This is a genomic window from Paenibacillus sp. Y930 (assembly GCF_056786375.1).
The window spans coordinates 976,747-1,000,766 of the sequence record NZ_JBXCIX010000001.1; the positions used below are offsets into that span (position 1 = coordinate 976,747).

At 40.2% G+C, this 24,020-nt stretch carries 18 protein-coding genes, 1 riboswitch and 1 other annotated feature; of the genes, 5 read left to right on the forward strand and 13 right to left on the reverse strand.

From position 1 onward, the window contains the following. Positions 1 to 27 precede the first annotated feature (27 nt). The 3 genes from pheT to AC1TO5_RS04645 all read right to left on the reverse strand — a co-directional run bounded on the left by pheT (position 28) and on the right by AC1TO5_RS04645 (position 5,640). Positions 28 to 2,469: a phenylalanine--tRNA ligase subunit beta gene (gene pheT, locus AC1TO5_RS04635; protein WP_482061598.1), complete on the reverse strand. Its 2,442-nt coding sequence runs from the start codon at positions 2,467 to 2,469 to the stop codon at positions 28 to 30. A 114-nt stretch (positions 2,470 to 2,583) separates the two neighbouring features. After that, positions 2,584 to 3,618 (reverse strand): phenylalanine--tRNA ligase subunit alpha, encoded by a 1,035-nt coding sequence (gene pheS / locus AC1TO5_RS04640; protein ID WP_482061599.1) that lies wholly within the window; start codon positions 3,616 to 3,618, stop codon positions 2,584 to 2,586. A gap of 231 nt (positions 3,619 to 3,849) precedes the next feature. Continuing rightward, positions 3,850 to 4,094 (reverse strand) — a binding site (T-box leader). 367 nt (positions 4,095 to 4,461) lie between these two features. Then, positions 4,462 to 5,640 carry a copper resistance D family protein gene (locus AC1TO5_RS04645; protein WP_482061600.1) on the reverse strand — a complete coding sequence of 393 codons (1,179 nt, stop codon included), beginning with the start codon at positions 5,638 to 5,640 and terminating at the stop codon, positions 4,462 to 4,464. A 210-nt stretch (positions 5,641 to 5,850) separates the two neighbouring features. On the opposite strand from AC1TO5_RS04645, the gene AC1TO5_RS04650 reads away from it, so the two are divergent. Further along, on the forward strand, positions 5,851 to 7,230 hold the full coding sequence (locus AC1TO5_RS04650) for a Glu/Leu/Phe/Val family dehydrogenase (protein WP_482061601.1): 1,380 nt from the start codon (positions 5,851 to 5,853) through the stop codon (positions 7,228 to 7,230). 132 nt (positions 7,231 to 7,362) lie between these two features. On the opposite strand, the gene AC1TO5_RS04655 is transcribed toward AC1TO5_RS04650, so the two are convergent. Further along, positions 7,363 to 8,322 carry an aldolase catalytic domain-containing protein gene (locus tag AC1TO5_RS04655; RefSeq protein ID WP_482061602.1) on the reverse strand — a complete coding sequence of 320 codons (960 nt, stop codon included), beginning with the start codon at positions 8,320 to 8,322 and terminating at the stop codon, positions 7,363 to 7,365. Positions 8,323 to 8,489: 167 nt separating this feature from the next. Then, positions 8,490 to 8,651: riboswitch (cyclic di-AMP (ydaO/yuaA leader) on the forward strand. A 4-nt stretch (positions 8,652 to 8,655) separates the two neighbouring features. Between AC1TO5_RS04655 and AC1TO5_RS04660 the strand changes: the two genes are divergently transcribed. Next, complete coding sequence (locus AC1TO5_RS04660) at positions 8,656 to 9,090, forward strand: hypothetical protein (protein WP_482061603.1); 435 nt, start codon at positions 8,656 to 8,658, stop codon at positions 9,088 to 9,090. 81 nt (positions 9,091 to 9,171) lie between these two features. Here AC1TO5_RS04660 and AC1TO5_RS04665 read toward each other — a convergent pair whose 3' ends face one another. Next, the gene (locus AC1TO5_RS04665; protein ID WP_482061604.1) at positions 9,172 to 10,242 is read right to left on the reverse strand and encodes a branched-chain amino acid aminotransferase; all 1,071 of its coding nucleotides are present in this window, start codon (positions 10,240 to 10,242) and stop codon (positions 9,172 to 9,174) included. A gap of 129 nt (positions 10,243 to 10,371) precedes the next feature. Here AC1TO5_RS04665 and AC1TO5_RS04670 point away from each other — a divergent pair, with 129 nt between their 5' ends. Then, entirely contained in the window at positions 10,372 to 11,283 is a 912-nt protein-coding gene (locus AC1TO5_RS04670) for a LysR family transcriptional regulator (protein WP_482061605.1), read from the forward strand. Here the strand turns inward: AC1TO5_RS04670 and AC1TO5_RS04675 are convergent. The 3 genes from AC1TO5_RS04675 to AC1TO5_RS04685 are packed head-to-tail and all read right to left on the reverse strand — an operon-like array spanning position 11,262 to position 13,836. After that, a complete protein-coding gene (locus AC1TO5_RS04675; protein WP_482061606.1) occupies positions 11,262 to 12,044 on the reverse strand; it encodes an ABC transporter permease in 783 nt (260 codons plus the stop codon). The genes AC1TO5_RS04670 and AC1TO5_RS04675 overlap by 22 nt on opposite strands. 2 nt (positions 12,045 to 12,046) lie before the next feature. Further along, the gene (locus AC1TO5_RS04680) at positions 12,047 to 12,850 is read right to left on the reverse strand and encodes an ABC transporter permease (RefSeq protein ID WP_482061607.1); all 804 of its coding nucleotides are present in this window, start codon (positions 12,848 to 12,850) and stop codon (positions 12,047 to 12,049) included. Beyond that, on the reverse strand, positions 12,847 to 13,836 hold the full coding sequence (locus tag AC1TO5_RS04685; RefSeq protein WP_482061608.1) for an ABC transporter ATP-binding protein: 990 nt from the start codon (positions 13,834 to 13,836) through the stop codon (positions 12,847 to 12,849). Before AC1TO5_RS04685 ends, AC1TO5_RS04680 begins: the two co-directional genes overlap by 4 nt. A gap of 205 nt (positions 13,837 to 14,041) precedes the next feature. Here AC1TO5_RS04685 and AC1TO5_RS04690 point away from each other — a divergent pair, with 205 nt between their 5' ends. Beyond that, positions 14,042 to 14,299, forward strand: a complete 258-nt coding sequence (locus tag AC1TO5_RS04690; protein ID WP_482061609.1) for a hypothetical protein — start codon at positions 14,042 to 14,044, stop codon at positions 14,297 to 14,299. Between the two features lie 77 nt (positions 14,300 to 14,376). On the opposite strand, the gene AC1TO5_RS04695 is transcribed toward AC1TO5_RS04690, so the two are convergent. Both AC1TO5_RS04695 and AC1TO5_RS04700 read right to left on the reverse strand, forming a co-directional pair. Next, a complete protein-coding gene (locus AC1TO5_RS04695) occupies positions 14,377 to 15,450 on the reverse strand; it encodes a Gfo/Idh/MocA family protein (protein ID WP_482061824.1) in 1,074 nt (357 codons plus the stop codon). 16 nt (positions 15,451 to 15,466) lie between these two features. Next, on the reverse strand, positions 15,467 to 16,588 hold the full coding sequence (locus AC1TO5_RS04700) for a Gfo/Idh/MocA family protein (protein ID WP_482061610.1): 1,122 nt from the start codon (positions 16,586 to 16,588) through the stop codon (positions 15,467 to 15,469). A 213-nt stretch (positions 16,589 to 16,801) separates the two neighbouring features. On the opposite strand from AC1TO5_RS04700, the gene AC1TO5_RS04705 reads away from it, so the two are divergent. Beyond that, positions 16,802 to 17,659 (forward strand): helix-turn-helix transcriptional regulator, encoded by an 858-nt coding sequence (locus AC1TO5_RS04705; protein ID WP_482061611.1) that lies wholly within the window; start codon positions 16,802 to 16,804, stop codon positions 17,657 to 17,659. Positions 17,660 to 17,976: 317 nt separating this feature from the next. Here the strand turns inward: AC1TO5_RS04705 and AC1TO5_RS04710 are convergent, their stop codons facing one another. The 3 genes from AC1TO5_RS04710 to AC1TO5_RS04720 all read right to left on the reverse strand — a co-directional run bounded on the left by AC1TO5_RS04710 (position 17,977) and on the right by AC1TO5_RS04720 (position 23,848). Next, the gene (locus AC1TO5_RS04710; protein WP_482061612.1) at positions 17,977 to 19,566 is read right to left on the reverse strand and encodes an ATP-binding protein; all 1,590 of its coding nucleotides are present in this window, start codon (positions 19,564 to 19,566) and stop codon (positions 17,977 to 17,979) included. Positions 19,567 to 19,674: 108 nt separating this feature from the next. Beyond that, entirely contained in the window at positions 19,675 to 20,931 is a 1,257-nt protein-coding gene (gene odhB / locus AC1TO5_RS04715; RefSeq protein ID WP_482061613.1) for a 2-oxoglutarate dehydrogenase complex dihydrolipoyllysine-residue succinyltransferase, read from the reverse strand. 7 nt (positions 20,932 to 20,938) lie between these two features. Then, complete coding sequence (locus tag AC1TO5_RS04720; protein ID WP_482061614.1) at positions 20,939 to 23,848, reverse strand: 2-oxoglutarate dehydrogenase E1 component; 2,910 nt, start codon at positions 23,846 to 23,848, stop codon at positions 20,939 to 20,941. Positions 23,849 to 24,020: the final 172 nt, after the last annotated feature.

Consider the following 24,020-nt stretch of genomic DNA (forward strand, 5'->3'; position numbering starts at 1 on the left):
TTCGATGCGACTTAAGCAATTTCCTGCCTACTTACGTAATTCTGCTGCAAAAGATTGTTCTAATGTAGCCACAACCTGTTCATGAACAGTCGTTACTTCTTCATCTGTTAATGTACGCTCTTTATGGCGATATACTAGTGCAATAGCAACACTCTTCTTATTCGCCCCTAGTCGCTCACCAGTGAAGATATCAAATACTTGAACAGATTCCAACAATTCACCTGCAGTATTGGAAATAGATGTTAGCATATCACCGACTGCAATATTCTGCTCTACGACAACAGCAATATCTCGACCAATTGCTGGATAACGAGGTAACACCTTATAAACAATATCAGCATTCGCAAGCTCATATAGCGGAGTTAGGTCAAACTCAACAACATAAGCATCAGCCAAATCAGATGTACGTTGCAGTTCTGGATGCAATTGACCGACATAACCAAGCACCTCTTTGTTCCCCTCTATATTCAACATAATTGCCGCTGTTCTACCTGGGTGGAAGTTTGTTGGCTGTGCGGACTCATAGCTAATATATTCACTAACACCAAGTGCATTAGTAATCGTTTCAACAATACCTTTGGCATCATAGAAATCATAAGCAATCGATTTGGAATTCCAACCAGCTTCCGTACGATTTCCTGTTAATAATGCGCCAAACCGTTGTTTTTCTTCAGGAAGATTCGTTAATACTTCTTCATCACTGTGGAATACACTACCGATTTCAAATAAAGCTACCGATTCATTTTTACGATTACGATTATAGGCTGTAATATCGATTAATTGCGCGATCAGACTAGTACGAAGAACACTGCGATCTTCACTCATCGGCATTAATAGCTTAACAGCTTTCGTGTTTTGCGCTAATTCTGGGAACAATGTCGTATGCGTTGGGCTAGTGAAGGAATAACTAATAACTTCAAGCATCCCTGAATCAGATAGACGTTTACGTAGTTCACGACGAATCGCTTGCGGTTTCGTAAGCGCACCTGGAATAACTTCACCGTGAATTGGTGTAGTTGGTATATTATCGTATCCGTAAATACGTGCAATCTCTTCAATTAGATCGACATCTAATGTAATATCGCCACGACGCGTTGGCACTTGTACTGTGTATTGCTCATCGCTTGAAATTTCATAAGGGAACTCAAGACGATTGAAAATAGTTCTAACTTCAAGTCCAGACAATGAAGTTCCTAGAAAAGTATTAACTTTGTCCAAAGCTACTGTAATGGAAAGTGGCCCAGCTACTTTACCAACAGCTTCTACTACTCCATCAAGCACTAACCCTTCACCTAGTTCAGCGATTAAAGCGGCTGCGCGATCAAGTGCTGGAATAACACGTGCTGGATCAACTTCTTTTTCGAAGCGAAGGCTTGATTCAGATCGAAGACCAAGTCCGCGAGAAGTTTTGCGAATCGTGCTACCTGCGAATTTGGCAGATTCAAGTAAGATATTAACTGTTTCAGATGTAACCTCTGTCGAAGCGCCACCCATAACACCAGCAAGACCGATTGGCTGCGCGCGATCAGCGATAACAAGCATATGAGACTCTAACTTGCGTTCTTGATCATCAAGAGTAACTAGCACTTCTCCCTCTTTCGCTAAGCGAACAACCATTTCACCACCTGAAACTTTATCCGCATCAAAAGCATGCAGTGGTTGACCGAATTCCAACATAACAAAATTTGTAATATCAACGATATTGTTAATTGGGCGAATACCAGCAGCAATTAATTTGTTTTGCAACCACAACGGTGAAGTTGCTACTTTTACACTTTTAATATATCGAGCTGAATAGTGCGAACATAATTCGCTATTTTCAATCGTTACTTTAATATGATCAGCAGCTTTTTCAGCTGTATCGATAACATTAGCTTGTGGAAGCTTCACTTCGCGACCAGTAAGTGCCGCAACCTCGTAGGCAACACCAATCATGCTAAGTGCATCAGAACGATTTGGCGTAAGATCAAGCTCAAGCACATGATCATTAAGATCAAGAACATTCTCAATAGGTGTTCCAAGTGTAAGCGTAGAAGGCAATACAAGAATTCCTTCTTGTTGCTCTTTAGGAAGAAGCTTATCATTAATTCCTAACTCTTTCGCAGAACAGATCATACCTTGTGATTCAACACCACGTAGCTTTGCACGTTTGATTTTGAAATCTCCTGGCATTTTCGCTCCCACTACTGCAACGGGTACGTATTGACCTGCATCAACATTAGATGCACCACATACGATTTGTAGCTCTTCTCCAGTGCCTACATCTACTTTACATACATTCAGCTTATCTGCGTCTGGATGTTTTTCCTTCGATTTCACATAACCAACAACGACACCTGAAACTCCTTGATTTCTAGCCTCAACGATATCGATCTCAATACCGCCGCGCGTCATCATTTCTGCTAAATCAGCAGCCGTTATATTTGATAGGTCCACATATTGCTCTAACCATTTATAGGATACTTTCATTATTTTCCGTCCCTTCCTTCACCGACAACCGATCTTTTTACCATAATGGATAGCCTCGATAGAGGTTTTCTCACTTTCAATGGAATTGCATAACAACCGTTATGAGCGCTCGCTTTACATTCGAGCAAATTGAGATAAGAATCTTGTATCATTTGTGTAGAAATGACGGATATCATCGATACCATATTTCAATAGTGCGATACGTTCGACTCCCATTCCAAAAGCGAAGCCCGTAACTTCATTCGGATCGTAGCCACTCATTTCAAGGACACGTGGATGAACCATACCGCAACCAAGAATTTCAAGCCAACCTGTTCCTTTACACATACGACAACCGCTGCCACCGCATTGTGCACATGTTACATCAACCTCAGCACTTGGCTCTGTGAATGGGAAGAAACTTGGACGCAAACGAATTTGTGATTTTTCACCAAACATTTGTTGTGCGAACTGTAGCAAAGTCCCTTTCAAATCGCTCATCCGAATATTTTTACCAACTACCAATCCTTCAATTTGATTAAATTGGAAGGAATGCGTTGCATCGTCATCATCACGACGATATACTTTACCCGGGCAAATAATACGGATTGGAGTTTCTCCACGACTTTCTTGCATCGTTCGCACCTGTACAGGGGATGTTTGTGTACGCATAAGAATTTCTTCCGTAATATAGAACGTATCTTGCATATCACGAGCAGGATGGTCCTTTGGTAAGTTAAGAGCTTCAAAGTTATAGTAATCAGTCTCAACTTCTGGTCCTTCAGCAACAGAATAACCTAACCCAATGAAAATATCTTCAATCTCTTGGGCAACTTTGTTCAAAGGATGAATCGAGCCTGTTGCTAAATTACGACCAGGTAACGAAACATCAATCGTTTCCTCGCTAAGCCGTTTATTCGTTTCTGCCTGTTGGAAGAAGTTTTGTTTCTCATCCATGACCGACTCAATCGCTGCACGAACATCATTGACCACTTGCCCAATAACAGGTCTTTCTTCGGCACTCAGACCGCCCATACCACGCAATACTTCTGTAAGTGCACCTTTCTTACCAAGATACTTTACACGCAGCTCCTGCAATGCATTAACATGCTCAACATGCTGTAATGCAGCTAGCGCTTCAATGCGCAATGCCTCTAATCTTTCCTTCATTGATCTCGCCTCCATTGTTTTTGTAATACAAAATAAATGTCATTAGAATTAATAAACTCAAGTAAAATGTTCTTGGATGTGGTAATCCGTTCTGATTTTCGCATTAATGCGAATCTGTTAACTTTCAAACGGAAAGTTAACTAGGAGCCCAACCTCGTAGCATCACTTCGTAATCATTAGTGAATCAGCGTGATCACAAGCGAAATAACAGAAAAAGGCCCTTCCTCCCTATACAGGGACGGAAGAACCGTGGTACCACCCTAATTCAGACATATCGAACATAAAACTTTCGATATACCTCTTAGTCCCTGTAACGACGGGTCATCGTGTAGATCTACTGATTGACGCTAAGTCAATGTTCAAGTACAAGCTCCAGAGTGAATTTCAGTTATCAGTTGCTATAGGAATGCTCTCAATCTGCGGCACTCCATCCCTGTATAGATGATTAACGTACTTATCTCTTTCATAGCCTTCAAGTATTACATACTCGTTATATTATAGACAAAATAACTTGCTCATGCAAGATAGCATATTAATTTCGATAGCTAATTAAGGCTCAACCTCATAATAAGTGCTTGAGTGTGTAAGTTAGATTGCATCCTAATGTGTTATTTTTTAGCAATAAGCGGACTGTAAGGACGTTATTGCTGCATTTTCCGCTCATATCGAGTTTTCGCGGACTCAGATGACCTTATTCGCTCGTTCACTAGTGAATTTCGAGCGTCATACGATCAATAGCGTAACGTGTGTCCTCTTGCATCCTAATTTGTTGGTTTTAAGCTAATTAGCGTACTGCGTGTCCGCTCATATCTCATTAAGCACTGTTTAGGTTTTGAGCCCTTATTAATCATTACTAAATTTAAAATCAAAGCTTCGCTCATGTCCATCCTCGAATGTCATAATTACTTTCGCTTGCCACTGGCTTGGGTACGGTAAGTTCATATCCTTCATCACAAATCTAGATTCATTGAAATTTTCGAAGCCAAATTCATCTTCAAGCTCAGCCTGTACTAATGCAATGTCTCTTGTCGATCTGGCTGGCTTATCCGCTGCAGACAACGACACATCTACTGTTGCTACTTTCCCTTCCTCTTCTAATGTCCATAGCGTTATACTTAGCTGATTCGGACCAGGTGCATTAGGAGTCAGCTTCACTGTGTAATGTAACTCATCACCCATTTTATGAACGTTCAATATATTATTCATCTGCGGCATCGGACTAATCTGACTTATTACTGATGCAAGCGTAATAATTACTGTTAATAAAATAGCTTCCAGCCACATAACACGCAGTGGATTTTTTTGATGCTTCACAATTTTCATACGAGCAGCATACCCCAAGCTAATAGCTATGCTAATTACTACAATTTTGATCAATAGCCATTTACCCCACGATGTATAAAGTAGATATAACCCGCTTGGTAATATAAGTATCGTTAGTACAATACCACTAATGGCCACCAGTGCTATCGTTATCCATAATATTTTCGAGAATTTATTCATAAATTCAGCAGCAATAGCTTTATCATGTCGCCAAATTATCCACAGCTTAATTACACCACCAATCCAAATCGCCGCACAGGCTAGATGGATATAATCAAATAGTATTCCGATCTGACTACTTTCAAGAGCTGCAATATGCCCATTCATAGCCTCCCCAAAAAGAATAAGCCATGCCCAAATCACACTCAATACGCCATCGTATTTTTTGAAAAACAAACCGATAATTGCCATAACCAATAAGTAAATCAAACCTTTGCCTGTAGAAGTATTCAACAGTAATTCCTTCCATTGAATCGAATCTGCACCAAAGATATTAAGCCATTGCATCGATTGAACACATAGTACTAATATAACCGCAATGACCAAAAACTTAGTTAGCTGCTGAGCACGAAGCCCAATACGTCCTAATATCAACTGTTCCCACTTCATTCCTAATAATGAATTGGCAATAATTAATCCAGATGTAGCTAACAAGGTAATAAGTAAAATCACATTACTTATATACAACAGCGTATCCATTATGTCACTTCCTAATTATGTAGTAAAATTATTACTTTTCTATACCTAATTGATCTAGTTCAGTGTAACATAGGAGTTATATTAATGTGTTGCAACTTTGTTAACATTCAACTAATCGCAACACATTATATAATAAACGATTGTATCATTCTCGGGCAGCAGCACATCATATAAAGATACAACGTCAATATGATTAGGGAGCTGAATTTAATGGGAAGACAAACTGGCATGATCGTTCAACAAGCTTTAGATATCTTGTCGGCTGATCCTGCAATTTTACCGTTGCTTAAAGGAAATACTCGCGAGCAAATTTTCCAATCGATAGGCGCCATTCTTTCTACACCAAATAAAACTCATAAAGCTTATCTAAGAATTACGTTAGATAATGGTAATGTTGTGCGAATTCCTGCCTATCGAATCCAGCATAATGATGCGATTGGCCCCTATAAAGGTGGTATACGATTCCATGAATCTGTCAATGAAGACGAAGTAAGTAATCTTGCTGCGTTAATGACGTTGAAAAATGCACTACATGATGTTCCATTCGGTGGTGGTAAAGGTGGCGTAGGAATTAATCCACGTCAATACTCTGAACGTGAATTGAATCTTATATGTAAAAAGTATGTACAATATTTCACCGACATTCTTGGTCCTGATAAAGATATTCCTGCTCCTGATATGGGTACTGGTGAGCGCGAAATGGATTGGATGACCGCAGAGTACAAGAACATTCATCCTGGCAAACCTTATCTAGGTAGTTTTACAGGAAAAAGTATCGTTTCTGGTGGCTCGCTTGGTAGACGTGAGGCAACCGGAAAAGGTGTTTACTTTACATTCAAATATATGCTTCAATCTTATATCCGTAGTAACTTATCTACACTAGAATCATATAATAATCCATATCTGCCTATTGCAAAAAGCTATTTGGATCGCCCACTAACGATTGCGATTCAAGGCTTCGGCAATGTAGGCGCAGTTATTGCACAGGAAGCTTTCCTAGATCAATCTGTTCAACATACCGTTATTGCAGTTAGCGATCGCAATGTTACGCTATTCAGCGAAAAAGGGCTACCGATCGATAAGCTATTACAATATAGTTTAGACCATGCGGGTGAACTTCCTACAACAACTGAAGCATGCGCCGAATATCATATTGAGGCTGTCATTCAAGAGCGTGAAGCTGTGCTTTATCAAGATGTTGATGTATTGTTCTTAGCTGCATTAGAGGAACAAATTCACGAAGGTAATGTGAGTCAAATAAAGGCAAAGTGGATTGTTGAAGGAGCGAATGCGCCAATTACTGGTGAGGCAGACGATGTATTAGCAGCCAATAATGTCATTGTCATTCCAGATATTCTTGCTAATGCTGGAGGAGTGATCGTCTCTTACTTTGAGTGGCTGCAAGGCAAAGATACACAATTCTATAGTGAAGAACGTGTATACGAGTTACTTTATGAGAAGATGCAAAGAACATTAGATCAAGTATTTCCGCTGTTTTTCAGTCAAAATCATCAGCTTCGCCAATGTTGCTACAATCATGCGGTGATGAGGTTGTCCCAGGTTCTCTACCGTCAAGGCAAGCTCTACTGACTCCGACGTCAGAATGACTTACAGCGTTGCTGCTGACTTCGCATAGGCTGTGTATCGGATAAAGGATAATATAATAAAAAAACCTAACAAAAAAAAGGTTAGTTCATCTCTGAACTAACCTTTAGGTTACACTTATTTATTTGCCATTTCTGGAGTTGTAAGTTGATCATAGAATTCTACGTATTTATCTTTGTCCTCTGAGTTTCTAAGTGCCATCGCAGAACGTGGATGCTCATCAAGTACACCAGTTACCATGTACGGAATATTGTAACCCCACTCTACTTTGTCACGCATAGGAACCATATGCTGCTCGATCATATCAAGCACAGGACGAATATTGTATTTTGTATTTTGAAGCTCTGTTACTAGCAGCTCAGTGTTACAGTTACCTGCAGCACGACCCATACCGTATACAGATGCATCAAGCAGTTCAACACCTTTACCACCAGCAAGAAGCGTATTAGCAAAAGCAAGTTGAAGGTTATTATGAGCGTGAACGCCTAGACGTTTGTTAGGAAGATGCTCAAGGAATTTATCAACCAAATAACTCATATCATTTGGCTTCATACTTCCGTAAGAGTCAACGATATATACAAAATCAACAACGCTATTGTTAATTAATTCGAATGCTTCGATCATTTGATTTTCAAGAACATTAGACAACGCCATAATATTAATTGTTGTTTCATATCCACGGTCATGGAAAATTTGAACTAGTTCAAGAGCTTTGTCCACATCTTGAATATAACAAGCAACACGGATTAGATCAATCATACTCTCACTACGAGGCAAAATATCATTTTCATCAACGCGACCGATATCTACAAGCGCAGAAAGCTTCGTTTGACCTTTATTAGGAATTACTGTTCTAAGAAAGTCATCATCAAGGAATCTCCATGGACCAGCTTGGTCAGCACCCTTTAGCAATTTAGGAGAGTTTTTATATCCAATTTCCATATAATCAACGCCAGCTTCATTCAAGCTATTGTACAAATGTTGAACAAATTCAACACTGAAATCCCAATTGTTCACAAGTCCGCCATCGCGAATCGTACAGTCTACAATTTTACAATGATTAGTTTTGGATTGCATATCTTATACTCCTTTTATTCAGAACATAGTTCATTTTTTAATCATCATACTTGAATTTCATAAATAACGCAAAATAAAAATAATTGTGCACTTATGTATCAACTGAATCTTTTCGCTTATCAATAGCTTGGTTTCGTTTACAAATATGTATTAACAAAGTAAACTAATATTATATTTCGCTTAATTTTTCGTATGAAAAAGCGGGGGAACCAAACAGAATCGATTTTTTTTCGATTTTAAGGGGTGAATCAAGTCTAATTTATAGACAGTAGGGCCACTCTCTAGCCCGAACCCGACAGCTAACCTCGTCAGCGTGAAAAGGAGAGATGTGCAATGACAATTTGTCCATCTAATGATTTTCAAAATTCACCAACAGATTCAATAATTTTTCAATTGCAGCGAATCGAAATTTTCGTCATTCCTGCACTTGCCATCGATGCCAATGGTTATCGTGTATGTCTGAGAATTTCAAGCAGTAGAGGTTATGGCTGGAGTGAAATCTTCGTCGACGATTCCGAAATTAGCTTTGATCTACAAGATTGGGAGCACCAACTCGCCACGTTTATCGGTCCATGTTCTATTCATACTCTTGCGGAGCTAATCTCCTCTCAATTACAACAATCAACCTTTTATGATCAACGTGCGATTTATCTATTCACTAATGCATTACATCAAGTTAATTTTTTACCTGATTCAGATAGCAATTCAGAGGTTGATGAAGAGTTAATATTAAGACGTCGAGCTGTTGCTTACTTGTCTATACGTTAACAAAAAATCCCCTGCTATATGGCGATACTGTAATGATCCTTTGTCATTACAATCCATAAGGCGGGGGATTTTTATATGTTATTATGAGTCTAAGCTAACTACCCAACCGAATGGATCTTCAACTTTACCCGTTTGAATACCAGTAATTGTATCGTACACTTTTCCTGAGATTTCACCGATGTTGCCATTATTAATAACTAGTTTTTCACCATGATAATTTAATTCTCCAATAGGTGAAATAACTGCCGCTGTACCTGTACCAAAAGCTTCCTCTAGCTCGCCTTTATGATGAGCCTCGACTATTTCTTCAATAGATATACGACGTTCTTCAACCGGAACGCCCCAATGCTTCAGCAATGTAATAACTGAATTACGAGTAATTCCATCGAGAATACTACCATTTAGCATTGGTGTATGAATGACACCATTAATTTTGAAAAATACGTTCATGCTACCTACTTCTTCAATATAACGTCTGTGCACGCCATCCAGCCATAGAACTTGAGAATAACCCTGCTCCTTTGCTTGCTCTTGCGCATTGAGTCCCGCAGCGTAGTTACCTGCTGTTTTCGCTTCACCTACACCACCTGCAACTGCACGTACAAACTCAGATTCCACGTGGATTTTAACAGGATTAACCCCTTCAGTATAGTACGCACCTACAGGAGACATAATGATCATAAATAGATAGTTTTGTGATGGATTTACACCAAGAGTTGCCTCTGTAGCAATAATGAATGGACGAATGTAGAGACTCGTTCCTTCTACACTTGGAACCCAATCTTGATCAACCTTCAATAATTCCATCAAACCATTGTAAGCCATATTTTCATCAAGATGCGGAATACTTAGACGAGCGTTTGAACGGTTAAGACGCTCAAAGTTTTTCTTAGGACGGAATAGCTTAATTCCATTGTCCGTTCGATAAGCCTTCATCCCTTCAAATACCGTTTGACCATAGTGGAATACTTTTGCAGCAGGGTCCATTGAAATGTTTTGATAAGGTACAACTCTGCCTGAGTGCCAGCCTTGACCTTCTGTATATTCTAAAATAAACATATGATCAGTATAATAATGACCGAAGCCAAGCTTTGTTTCATCAAGTTTAGATTTAAGATTTGTCGAACGTTCAACCTTAATAGTATGATCCATTATGAAATTCTCTCCTTAGAAATTGTTTTCTTAATTGAATGATACCATGGTTTCCCGTATATTTATAATATCTATATTATGTTGTTGCCATACCTTAAAGGTATGACCGCATCGAGGGGAAGCGTTGTCATGGATATACGTCAATTGAAATACTTTTTGACTATTGCTCGCGAAGGTCAAGTTACACGCGCAGCGAAAATATTGAATATGGAGCAACCACCGCTAAGTCGTCAATTGAAACAAATAGAGGATGAGCTAGGTGTCCGGTTGTTTGATCGTCACGGTAAAGGTTTGCAGTTAACCGATGCTGGCATCGTACTGAAGCAAAAAGCCGAAACACTTATTTCGCAATTTAATGAGACGATCGAAGAGATGAAGGAGCTCCAGGAGGGCGTTCGTGGCGTGTTGTCGATCGGCGCTGTATTTTCCTGCATTTCCCTACTCCCGCAGCCGATCGAGCAATTTAGAAGGCTCTATCCTCAAGTAAATTTCAAAATATTAGAAGGCGATCATTATTATTTGGGTGAACAGCTAGAAAAACGAGCCATTGATATTGTATTCGCTCGTCTACCGTTCGAAGCACTTACTGATCCTAAGCAGCTTGCTGTAATGCCATTACCCTCTGATCCGTTCGTCGTTGTCATTCCTAGCAAATGGGATCAATATCGCAATACGAAGCAGTTTCAGATCGAGGAGCTTGCAGGTTTACCGCTGTTAACGCTGAAAACAGATCAAACGACTCATATGCATGAACAGGTTATTGCCGCTTGTCGCAAACATCATTTCGAGCCTAATATTATATGCGAATGCTCATCTGTAGCGATTACCATTGCCCTTATTGCTGAAGGAATTGGCATTTCACTTTTGCCACGCTCGGTTATGCATTCCTTTATGGACCCTCGTGTTAGAATGATCCCACTATCGAATGAGGAACTACAATCCGATATCGGCATCATCTGGCATAAAGATCATTACTTAACGAAAAGTGCCCGCTTCTTTATCGAATCGATCCGTGAAGATCATGATCCAGTTGAACGATAATGCTTTACACCAAATTGCCATATCAAGTAACAAGGAATGAGAAATAGTGAGCCACCGAAAGGAATAAGCATCGCTTGCCACAACGGAGCTTCCACTTTGTCTAAAATCATTTGCAATGGGATATAACTCACTAATCCGAATGGAATAATGAATGTAAATAGCTTCATTACCCACTTTTCATAAATATTAAGCGGATACTGGGCCATCTCACGCCCACCATCTGTAAATACATTAGCAATTTCTAACCCTTGCACCGTCCAAAAGCATAGTGTTGCCGCCAGCATAAATATGCCAATAAAAATACATACACCATTAACAATCATGAACAGAATAATAAGGATATACTGCCAATGCCATAGCTGTGGGAGCTGGCTAATAGCATAGATAAGTACGATCAAACTTTGCAACAAACGACCGATTCTTGTAAATTCGAATGCTGAACCGAGAACTTGTAGTACAGTATGTCGTGGACGTAACAATAGTCGATCAAAGTCTCCGCGAATAATAAGCGAAGAAAAACTATCGAACCCTCTAGCGAAGCATTCACTTAATGAAAACGATTGGTGAATGATTGCAAAGCATAAAGCAACCTCGGCAAAGTTCCAGCCTTGCAGCGTTCCAAACTTCTCGAACATGAAATATAAGCCTGCAAATATTGTAAACGGAATGAAAAATTGCCCGATACTTAACATGAGAAAAGAACCTTTATATTGCAGCTGGGCACGTAAATGCATGATTAAATATTTATAATATAATGTCATAGCTAGCCTCCTTGAATAACAACTGCACGGACAGCTTTATTCATTATCCAATATCCGACAGCGAGTATAACCACTAGCCAACCTAATTGATTACAAATTCCGATTATAAGCTCACTACCTTGTACATGCTCATTAAATACACGGAATGGGAAATCTACCGTCCAGCGAAATGGAAAGGCATATGTAATGAGTTGCATCCACTGTGGCATTAGCGGTATGGGAATAACAAGACCAGCTAAAAACTCTCCCAACACTGCAAATAGTAGCACTGAGCCCGTTGGTGACATTGTCCAAAACACAGAGATATAGATGAGCATTGAGATCGCAACAACTAAAAGTAATGCTAGCAATAAAGTAACGACAAAAGCTAGAAAGGTAATCCAATGAGATGGAATCGTTAGTCGATATGGTTCCGGAATTAATAATACAATGATCGTCACTGGTACGCAGCGTAGCGTCATATTCGCTACACGCTGGGCTAGTAGCTTACTATACCAGAAAGGATAGATCGAGCTTGGACGACATAATTCATAGGCGATATTGCCACTTGTTATTAATTCAAAAATTTCAGGATCACGCACCCATAGCATAACAAGCGATAGGCATATTTGCTGCAACCAAATATAAGATACGACTTGTTGTAAAGAAAGATCCGGCTCTGCTGGTGCTTGATTGTAAAAGGCGATATAGATCATGATGAATATGAAGCCAAAAAACAATTGTGTTGCTATGCCAGCATAAGCTGCTGTACGATACTGCAAACCATTCAAAAAGCGAATTCTCCATACCGAAGTGTATGTTCTCATACCGAATGCTCCTTATAAAGCGACAAAATTAAGTCCTCAATCGGGATCGCTTGTACCGTAAAATCAGTTACTTCAATTTGCGCAGTTAACCATTGAATACATTGAGGCACAGTACATAACTCAGTATTTACAGCAAGTGATAATTTCTCTTCACTTTGCTCGATCAACGTAATACCTGGTAAGATTTCATCGACTAGATGTCCACTGTAAGCCACTTGAACAATTTTCCCTGTACCATAGCGCTGTTGTAATTGTGATAACGTTCCATCGAATAGTAGCGTTCCTTTGCCGATCATCATAATCCGATGCGCTAACGCCTCAATATCATTCATATCATGCGTCGTTAAAATGACCGTAACACCATAGCGCTCGTTAATCTCTTTCACAATCGATCGGACCGCAATTTTACTATCCGCATCTAAGCCAATCGTCGGTTCATCTAGAAACAATATGGAAGGTTTATGGAGTAAAGATGCGGCAAGCTCACAACGCATGCGTTGACCAAGGCTAAGCTGCCTTACAGGGGTATGTAATATATCCGCGAACTTCAACAAATTTGTTAATTCCTCTAACGTTTCAATATATTGCTGTTCCGGTATACGATATATATCTCTAAGGAGCTGGAAGGAATCAATAACTGGCACATCCCACCACAACTGAGATCGCTGTCCAAATACAACACCAATTCTAGCTACATATTTTTGCCGATCTAACCACGGCGTCATATTCATAACGCTGCAGCTACCGCTATCTGGGAGCAACACCCCACTCATAATTTTGATCGTTGTTGATTTGCCCGCTCCATTGGGACCGATATAACCAACAATTTCACCTTGCTGCACTTGAAAGCTAATATTCTTCAATGCTTCAATAACTTTATAATCTCGCTTAATCAGCGCTTTGAACGCTTCCTTTAAGCCCCCTTTACGTATAGCAACTTGATAGGATTTACTAATTCCGTGCAATGAAATGATAGGCTTATCCATTCCTTCCCTCCTTTTTTTTTAATAGAGCGTGATCACAGTTGGGCTTTTTGAACATCCTCTAACATGATCGGACTTATTACTATATATTAATTTGCACACGCTTTCAACAGTTCTTTTCGAGAATAACTGCTCATATTGAACGAGCCGTTATTCATAAGATCGTAAAGAACACTCGTGACCTCTAGTCGTGAGAGGAATTGATGCATTGAAGATGGATGATTACCATTATGCGATCGGAGGCTGTCCATTGATGTTATCACTAGCGCGCCCTCAAAATGTTACTTTTCAAGTTTATATTTTTCGAATGAGTTTAATAAAGCGTTATTTTGCGCTTGATATTATAGGGGGACTTGCATTTTATATGGTAGGAAGAATGGTATTCGGCAGTGAATTACTTGGAATTGGATGTAATATAGTAGTCTCTCAGATGCTTCAATATATTGTGCCTATAAGTTCAAGTTAACTCCATAGAAAAATATGCCTATATATCCGCACGTCCAGATATATAGGCATATTCATTTAAACTAATATCCTGCTTACTTATTCCACAACAACTGCTTGTTGCTGAGCTAACAACGTCAATTCAGCTACTTTGAAAATATGATTCTGTGTCATAGCGTTCTCCGTACCATGTAAACAATCAAGTATGAACTTTCCGAAGAATGGAAAACCTACTTTACCTTGCAAATTCCAATATTGCTCACCTTGCTTATTCACTAGAAATAGATGATCTCCACCTGCAGACTTTGTTATATCTACATACTTTCGCAGTTCAATATAACCTTCCGTCCCAAGTATAATCGTTCGACCATCTCCCCAACTACTTAATCCGTCAGGTGTCAACCAATCGACACGAATATATGCTGTAGCACCATTAGCCCCTACCAGATGTGTATCGCCAAAATCCTCAAGCTCAGCTCGATGTTTATTATTGTAGTTAGCAACTTGGCTTGAGGTTATGCGAGCGTCATTATTTCCCGAGAAATAAAGAAATTGCTCGATTTGATGAGATGCGATGTCGCATAATATGCCTCCATACTGCTCTTTATTGAAAAACCAGTCTGGTCTACTAGCTTCATTAAGGCGATGTGGCCCTAGCCCGATCATCTGAATAACTCTACCGATTGCTCCTTGCTGAATCAGCTGCTCTGCAAACACAGCACTTTCAACATGAAGTCGTTCACTGTAATACACTGCATATTTACAATTTGTTCGAGCTACAGCTTCCTTAACCTGCTCCAATTGTGCCAATGTCGTAAACGGTGCTTTATCTGTAAAGTAATGCTTACCCGCTTCCATTACTTTAATACCTAACCCCGCTCGTTCATTCGGTATCGCCGCTGCTGCCACTAATTTAATTGTAGCATCCTCTAATATTTGCATTAATGAGCTCGCAATTTGAACAGTAGGATATGTAGCGACAAACTGTGCAACCCTTTGCTCATCCTCGTCATATACCCATTTCAAAGTAGCACCTGCTTCAATTAACCCATTGCACATGCCATATATATGTCCATGATCTAATGCGATCGCCGCGAATTGAAATTCCCCTTGTTCCACGACATGATCTGGCTTTCCAATAGGTGCATAGTTCATGCCATCGCTATGATTCACTATACTTTCCATATCATCACCCCTGAAATTTTGATTTTGCGATCTTTTCTTCTAAATGAGCAAGGTATTTGTCCTCGTCAATCGGAAACTGTACCCAATCATCTTCCCATGTAGACAATAACATCGCATTAGCGAGCATTAGACCTTTAATTCCTTCTACACCTGGTGCAATTAGCGGCTCATTATGCAATATCGCATTAGCCCAATTTTGTGTAATTCCCGCATGATCTGGATTACTGCCTTCGATCGGTATATCGATTTGCCAGCATTCAGGCTGAGCAAACGGCTCCGCCGAGCGTGCATTGAATTCAGACTCTGATTCTAGCAATCGATAAAATGTTAATTTACCATTTTCGATCACGACTTTACCGCGATCCCCAACAACCTCGAAGCGGTTCGTTCCAGGCGCTTCTGCTGTCGTCGTTACGAAGACACCTGTAGCACCATTCTCATACTCCACGAAAGCGGTCACATCATTTTCCACTTCAATATTACGATTTTTCCCGAAGTAACAGAACGCACGTAGACGCTGAGGCATCATACTTACCGTCCATTGCCATAGATCAAGCTGATGTGGATCTTGGTTGAGCAATACCCCGCCGCCTTCACCACCCCATGTAGCACGCCATGTCCCTGAATCATAATAGCTTTGCGATCTATACCAATTCGTAATAATCCAATTCGTCCGTCTTACTTCGCCTAGCTCACCACTATCGACTAGTTGCTTCAGCTTCCGATAGAGAGGATTCGTTCGTTGATTGTACATCATACTAAATACAACATCACTTTGCTCTGCCGCTTCATTCATATGGCGAACTTGCTTCGTATATACTCCAGCCGGCTTTTCTAGCAGCACATGTTTATTATGCTTAAAGCTAGCAATCGCTAATTCGGGATGTGAGAAGTGCGGCGTACAAATAATAACACCATCCACCACATCAGAGGCAATCAACTCGTAAGGATCGCTATATACATGAACAGCTTCACCTAATGTCTCACTTGCCCATAAGCGACTTGCCTCATTAACATCAGAGACAGCAGTAAGTTCTACACCACTTACCACTCCATTACGAATATATGAAATATGACCTTTACCCATATTACCTAAACCAATAATTCCGATTCTAACTTTTGACATAATAAACCTCCTAAAACTTCTCTAGGCTCCTTGGAGTAACTTCTCGGTACAGAAAAGTTGCTTCGGAAGCCTGAGCCTCAATATTCACTAGCATACTTGTATGTTAGCATTACCGGCTATCCATTACTTCATCACGGTTAATCGATTTCAACATGCAATTAACTCTAGTTGGTGTATAATTTAAGTTAATACAATGATTGAGGTGAATCGGATTTGTCAAACACAACACATCTTATACCATTCACAATAAACTTTCATAATGATATTCCTAATCACTTGACGTATCACACCCATGCCACCTATGAAATTTACTATTTTCATGCAGGAAAAGTTAATTACCTTATTAATGATCGCATCTACAAACTAGAATCAGGAGATATGATTCTTATGCACGGAATGACATTACATAAAGCCCATTTAGAACAAACGGATTGTTATGAACGAACCATTATTCATTTCGATCCATTTTATTTCAAACAACATATGCAACCAAGCTTTGTACCCGATCTGCTAATGCCATTTCATAAACTAAAAAATATCCGACTATCGTTCATAGAGCCCGTTCGCATAGAAATAGAAACTCTTCTCCATAAATTAGTGCTGCTACAGCAAAGCGCGGAGCCATTCGCCATAGAGCGAAGTCATATCGTGCTACTAGAGCTAATGCTATTAATCTACACACAATGCCAGCAACCACTGCAGGATATCCAGCAAAATCAACATGCTTCAACGAAGGAAACCCATGTTCAAAATATCATTTCATATATAGAAGAACACTATAGTGAAGAAGTATCGCTGCAACATATCCAGGAAGCGCTTCATCTCAATAAATTTTATCTTAGTAAATCATTCAAAGAAGTAACGGGAACAACAATCTTTCAGTATATGCTAGAACGTCGCATTTACGCTGCCAAAGTATTGCTTATCAAGCAGATCAGCACAATAACAGATATTAGCTATGAAGTTGGCTTCAAGCATCCCGCACACTTCTCAAGATCGTTCAAGCTAGTTACCGGAGTAACCGCTGAGCAATACCGCAAACAATACAGCATCCACGACAAAAACCATTAAGCAGCAAAGCGCTTAATGGTTTTTTATTCCCTATAATCCCCAGAATCGTTGCGCGGACAGCCAGCGTGAATCTGCGAGTCTGTCCACTTTCTACCCAGAAAGTGAACTAGGAGCCAACACCGGAGCATCACCCACAGCTTTTCCGCTTTACTTCGGAGCGTAGATCGCTTGTCAGCACCGAGAAGATGACATGAAGCTAGTGACGCGAGTAGCGGAGTGTACGTTATTGGTACACGAGCAACACAGCTAGCGATGAATGGCATATTCGATGTCGAGTACGCTGCGTCAGCATAATCATCGTGATCACAAGCGGTCGGTTACAGGGGAAGTTGGATGTCTATCAAAGTACCCTCACCAGGTCGACTCGAAATAAGCATCGTCCCTTTATGCTCCTCGATAATACGCGAGCTAACCATCAGCCCTAATCCTGTTCCATTTTCTTTGGTCGTTAAAAACGGTTCGCCAATACGTTTCATAACATCTTCAGGCATCCCATCGCCCTCATCTTGTATTTTCACATGTATCAGTTGTTCGGAAGACTCAAAGCGTACTGAAATCGCTACAGTCCCGCCTTCGAGCATTGCTTCAAAAGCATTTTTTATTACATTTAAAAACACTTGCTTCAATTGATTTTCGTTGCAATATAATTTGGGCATATCGTTCTCAGTCTGAAAATTAACTTCTACACCTAGTAGCATAGCTTGAGTATCTAGAATGGACAGTACACTTTGTAATATATGTTCTATGTCGTTGAATTGAAAGGAATTGTAGTGGGGCTTCGCTAAAGTCATAAATTCATTCACAATAAGGTTGATGCGATCAATTTCAGTACCCATAATGTCAAAATAGTAGCTATGCTCCATATATTTATTACGCAACAGCTGGGTAAATCCTTTCAATGCCGTCAATGGATTACGAATCTCATGGGCAACACCTGCGGCTAGTTGACCAATAACCGATAATTTCTCAGAACGTATGAGGCGTTCTTCATCCTGCCGTCGCTCTGTCAGATCACGCAATACAGTTAATATCGCCGTCCTACCAATATAATTTTCAATTTTTACGCTCGAAAGCTCGACCTCGATGATCTGATCACCGATGCACATTTGCTGTTTGCGAAATGCTGTTGCCTCCTCTAATGAAAGCGCACTTTGAAAATCTTTTAACACTTCTTCACGTTCCACTTCAATAAAATGATCGGTAAACAATTGATCTGATAATCCGCTAACATGCCGTTTACCTAGTAAATCTAGTCCATGGCGATTGGCAAATACAATAGCAGTATCTACCGTTATAAATATCGGTTCCGGTATCGTCATTAACATACGCTGATACATTTTGGCATTACGAATGAGTTCACGTTCTTTCTCATACTTAATCGTCACATCTTGCACTGTTGACAAGTAATAGGATTGATCATGATGAATCATTCTTGTTCGTTTGCCTTCCAAGTAAACCGTCGATTTGTTTTTATGCTTCCCATGCCAACGAATAATTTGACGCTTCGTATATTCCTTATCTAGCACTTCATCAAATGTTTGAGGTAATAACCAATCCTCTTCCTCGATAAAAAGCTCCATCTGGCAATTAATCATTTCATGAACAGCATAACCTAGTAGCTGTGCAAAGTAAGTGTTAACATAAATGATTCTATGGTCGTATACAACGAATACGCCCGCGACAACATGATCCATTAAGTTTTGATAAAAATTAGGCTGTTCTTTAATCAATTCTTCAAAATGATTAATACTTTCCTGTTCTGAATTAGCATACATCATTGGTTCTTGTCCTTCTTCAAATCTTTGTTCACCTATTGAGCTTAATTCAACTGCGCGTCCATAATTATCATCTTTATGTAATTGTTCACGGTATTCATTCGTATTATGTTGATCACATTGAATATTCATGTCATCCTCCTTACTGCTTCCTTACTATAGTATTTGCCATAAAATTCAAAAAACCTCTCGGTTTTAGTAATCACCAAGAGGTTTTTTTGAATTTTGTATGTTTAATAACTATCCTTGAAGAAGTAATTGCTCTGGATCTTCAAGCAGCTCTTTAATTGTAACTAAGAAACGAACCGCTTCACTACCGTCAACGATACGGTGATCGTATGATAATGCAAGATACATCATTGGACGATTTTCCATACGTTCTGCATCAATCGCAACGGGACGAAGTTGAATTTTGTGCATACCTAGAATACCAACTTGAGGTGTGTTCAAGATTGGAGTAGACAGCAATGATCCAAATACTCCACCATTTGTAATTGTGAAGCTACCACCGTGTAGGTCGTTTAACGTCAATGTATTAGCGCGTGCTTTCTTAGCAAGCTCGCCAATATTACGTTCAATTTCTGCAAAGCCCATACGATCTGCGTCACGTACAACTGGAACAACTAGACCTTCTTTGGCAGCTACAGCAATACCGATATCGAAATATTTCTTCATCACGATATCTTCACCGTCAATCTCAGCATTCAACATTGGGAATGCCTTCAATGCACCGACAACAGCCTTCGTGAAGAAGGACATAAATCCAAGATTAACATCGTTTTTATCAAAGAACGACTGTTTACGGCGTTTACGAAGATCAAGAATAGCCGTCATATCAATTTCATTAAATGTAGTTAGCATGGCTGCTGTTTGTTGAGCTTCAACTAGTCGCTTAGCAATTGTTGCTCTACGACGAGACATACGTTTACGTTCAACCGCTTTGCCGTCTGCTGACACAGAAGCTGGTGTTGAATTGGCTACAGGAGCAGCTATTGGCGCTGGCGCAGCAGTAGGTTGAACCTGATGTGAACGAACATCTCCAGGGTAGATACGACCGATTGCATCTTTGCCTTGAACTTGAGTTAGATCAACACCTTGCTCACGAGCAAGCTTACGAGCCGCAGGAGACGCATTAACACTTCCTGATGCTGCAGCTACCGATTCAGTCGTTGCTACTACTGGCGCTGACGGCTGAGCCGCTACTGCCGTCGGAACCACTGTAGCAGTTTCAGTCGTCGCTGGTGCTGGTACAGCGGCAGCAGATGCCCCACCAATCGAACCAATTGCTTCGCCTACTAGTACAACCTCACCGTCCTGCTTCGCAATTGCCTGTACTGCACCGCTACTTTCAGCACTAATTTCGATATTAACTTTATCCGTTTCTAGCTCCAGTAGTACGTCTCCTTGATTAACAGTATCGCCAACTTTGACGAACCATTTCGAGATCGTTCCTTCTGAGATCGATTCTCCTAATTCTGGTACAATAATATCTGCCATTAGTAGCTTACCCCCTTACAATATTCGATTCAATTGGCTGCCCATTCAAAGTAGATGAAATAATTGCTTGCTGTTCTCTTACATGAACCTCTTGATGTCCACTAGCTGTACTAGCGCGATCAGGACGTCCGATGTAATTCACTGCTACATTTTTCGGAGCGATCGCACGTAATCTTGGATCCATGAATAGCCATGATCCCATATTTTTCGGTTCTTCCTGTACCCATATAATTTCCTCTAGCTTCGGATAAAGCTTAACGATACGCTCAATCTCAGCCTCTGGGAATGGGAATAGTTGCTCGATACGTGCAATTCTTAACCATTCATAATCGGTAGGAGCGGAAGATGATTGTGCTTCTTCAAGATCAACCATAACTTTACCTGTTCCGAATACGATACGTTTCACTTTATCACGATCAGCCTTTGCTTCTGTTAAGCTGAACTGTGGCAACACTGGCTTGAACGAGCCTTCGCTAAATTCAACACCATGTGCAGCGACACGAGGATTACGAATTAAGCTCTTCGGCGCAATAAGCACTAATGGACGAACATTTTCACTTCCTAGCATTGCTGCTTGCTTACGTAATAAGTGGAAGTATTGTGATGCACTTGTTAGATTCGCAACTGTCCAGTTATTGTCAGCTGATAGCTGTAAGAAACGCTCAAGGCGTGCACTAGAATGTTCTGGACCTTGACCTTCATATCCGTGAGGTAGAAGAATCGTAATACCAGATTTTTGCGCCCATTTTGCACGACCAGCTGCAATGAATTGATCAAATATTACTTGTGCAACGTTTGCAAAGTCACCATATTGAGCTTCCCAAATCACTAATGTCTCTGGCGCAAATACATTATAACCATATTCGAAGCCTAGAACAGCAGTTTCAGAAAGTGGACTGTTATGAATAGAGAACGACGCTTTAGCTTGCGGAATATAATGTAATGGCGAAAACTTTTGGGCATTTACATTATCATTCAAGACGATATGACGATGTGAGAATGTTCCACGCTCGACATCTTGACCACTCATCCGAATCGGAGTACCATCAGCCAATATTGTAGCAAATGCTAACGCTTCAGCATGTGCCCAATCAACCTTTTCCCCATCATTCAAGCTTACAGCACGACGTTGTAAAATCTTTTGTAGCTTATTATATTCGGTAAAGCTTTCAGGACGATTAAGCATCTCAAGATTGATTTCACGTAATTGCTCCATCGCTACGGATGTTTTCACATCTTCTGGAACAGTAAAGCCTTCTGGCTTTTCACGTTTTTCTTTCTTTTGTCCTTCATTAGCTTTCATCATTGCATACGCATTTTGAAGCACATCCAATGTACGACCACGTAAGCCTTCTACCTGTTCCTTAGTCATAGAATTACGCTCTACCAATTCGTTAGCATAAATCGTACTAACTGTAGGATGGTTACGGATTTTGCTGTACATCAACGGTTGCGTTCCTTCTGGATCGTCCATCTCGTTATGACCGTAGCGACGGTAGCCGATTAGATCGATTACGAAGCCTTTGTTATAGCGTAAACGATACTCACATGCTAATCTAACCGCAGCAAGACAAGCCTCTGGATCATCCGCATTTACGTGAACAATCGGAAGATCGAAGCCTTTCGCCAAGTCACTCGCATAATAAGTCGATCTAGAATCTTGACTATTCGTCGTAAAGCCTAAACGATTGTTAGCGATAATATGCAAAGTACCGCCATTACTATAACCGTCCAAATTATTAAAGTTAAGTGTTTCTGCTACAATACCTTCGCCGATAAACGCAGCGTCACCATGAATGCAAATCGTTACTGCAGCATGGGGATCCTGCTTAGGATATCCTGGTTTGGAACGATCCTCTTGGGCGGCTCTTGTATAGCCTTCAACAACTGAATTAACAAATTCCAAATGTGATGGATTATTAGCAAGTGTAATATTAGCTCGTACCGTTTCACCTTCACGCACTGTACGATCAGCACCAAGATGATACTTAACGTCACCTGTCCATCCGTAATTTAAGTTTTTAGTACTTTCAAGTGCTTTATTAGGTGAGTTTTGGAATTCCGCAAAAATACGCTCATACGGCTTTCCAAGTATGTGGGCAAGTACATTTAGACGCCCACGGTGTGCCATTCCCACCAAAATATGCTGTGCACCATCATGTGCCACAGCTCTCACAATTTCATCTAGTACAGGAACTAGCATATCTAGACCTTCGATAGAAAAACGCTTCTGACCAACGAATGTTTTGTGAATGAAGTTTTCAAATAACTCAACCTGTAGTAATCTCTCTAGCAATGCTTCTTTCTCACGATCGGAAAGTGGAGCAGGGAAAGATCCAGATTCAGCTTTTTCAAATAACCAATCACGTTCATGTTCGTCATGAATATGAGTAAATTCATAAGCAGCAGAACGTGCGTAGATTTCACGCAAACGCAGTATAGCTTCCCAACCATTAGCAATATTAGCAGGAGCATTATTCCATATTAATTTTGCTGGAATGGCTTCAAGATCATGCTTAGTTAAGCCAAAAGTTTTCGGTTCCAACAGCTTCGTATCAGCTTTAGGACTTAGATCAAGAGGATTGATATCTGCACCTAGATGTCCATAACGACGAATATTCAACATCAATTGGTGAGCAGCTACAACCTTTTGCAATAAATTACTGTCTAACGGGATGTTATTACTTACGAGTGACGCTCTTGAAGCATTAACTCCAGAATTCGCTACAGAAGATTGCGCTCCAGGTGTAGAAAAATCAGTTGGTGGTTCCCCCCAAAGGACAAATAATTCACGAACGGAAGGATCGACCATATTCGGGTCTTGCAAATAAAGCTCATATTGCTCCTGCACATAACCATAGTTAGGACCATAGTAACTCTTCCAAGGAGAAGTGTTGCGCTCATCATGGATGCTCATTGCAGTTTATTCCACCCTCTCTATACTTTTAGATCTTGATATTATTATAAGTGCATTAACACTTATATTGAAAAGAGAAGTACACTACTGTTTGTCACAGTATCGTAACTTCTCTATATTCTAGTACATTAATGAAAAGGCTTCAACCGCTATTTTGGCATCGGTTTCATCG

Coding starts and splice junctions, on each gene's coding strand:
- AC1TO5_RS04645 (WP_482061600.1), bottom strand. CDS start 5,640: ATGGATACGCTGTTGTATATAAGTAATGTGATTTTACTTATTACCTTG.
- AC1TO5_RS04655 (WP_482061602.1), bottom strand. CDS start 8,322: ATGCAATCCAAAACTAATCATTGTAAAATTGTAGACTGTACGATTCGC.
- AC1TO5_RS04670 (WP_482061605.1), top strand. CDS start 10,372: ATGGATATACGTCAATTGAAATACTTTTTGACTATTGCTCGCGAAGGT.
- AC1TO5_RS04720 (WP_482061614.1), bottom strand. CDS start 23,848: ATGAGCATCCATGATGAGCGCAACACTTCTCCTTGGAAGAGTTACTAT.
- AC1TO5_RS04665 (WP_482061604.1), bottom strand. CDS start 10,242: ATGGATCATACTATTAAGGTTGAACGTTCGACAAATCTTAAATCTAAA.
- AC1TO5_RS04680 (WP_482061607.1), bottom strand. CDS start 12,850: ATGAGAACATACACTTCGGTATGGAGAATTCGCTTTTTGAATGGTTTG.
- AC1TO5_RS04650 (WP_482061601.1), top strand. CDS start 5,851: ATGGGAAGACAAACTGGCATGATCGTTCAACAAGCTTTAGATATCTTG.
- AC1TO5_RS04660 (WP_482061603.1), top strand. CDS start 8,656: ATGACAATTTGTCCATCTAATGATTTTCAAAATTCACCAACAGATTCA.
- AC1TO5_RS04675 (WP_482061606.1), bottom strand. CDS start 12,044: ATGACATTATATTATAAATATTTAATCATGCATTTACGTGCCCAGCTG.
- pheS (WP_482061599.1), bottom strand. CDS start 3,618: ATGAAGGAAAGATTAGAGGCATTGCGCATTGAAGCGCTAGCTGCATTA.
- AC1TO5_RS04685 (WP_482061608.1), bottom strand. CDS start 13,836: ATGGATAAGCCTATCATTTCATTGCACGGAATTAGTAAATCCTATCAA.
- AC1TO5_RS04700 (WP_482061610.1), bottom strand. CDS start 16,588: ATGTCAAAAGTTAGAATCGGAATTATTGGTTTAGGTAATATGGGTAAA.
- pheT (WP_482061598.1), bottom strand. CDS start 2,469: ATGAAAGTATCCTATAAATGGTTAGAGCAATATGTGGACCTATCAAAT.
- AC1TO5_RS04710 (WP_482061612.1), bottom strand. CDS start 19,566: ATGAATATTCAATGTGATCAACATAATACGAATGAATACCGTGAACAA.
- odhB (WP_482061613.1), bottom strand. CDS start 20,931: ATGGCAGATATTATTGTACCAGAATTAGGAGAATCGATCTCAGAAGGA.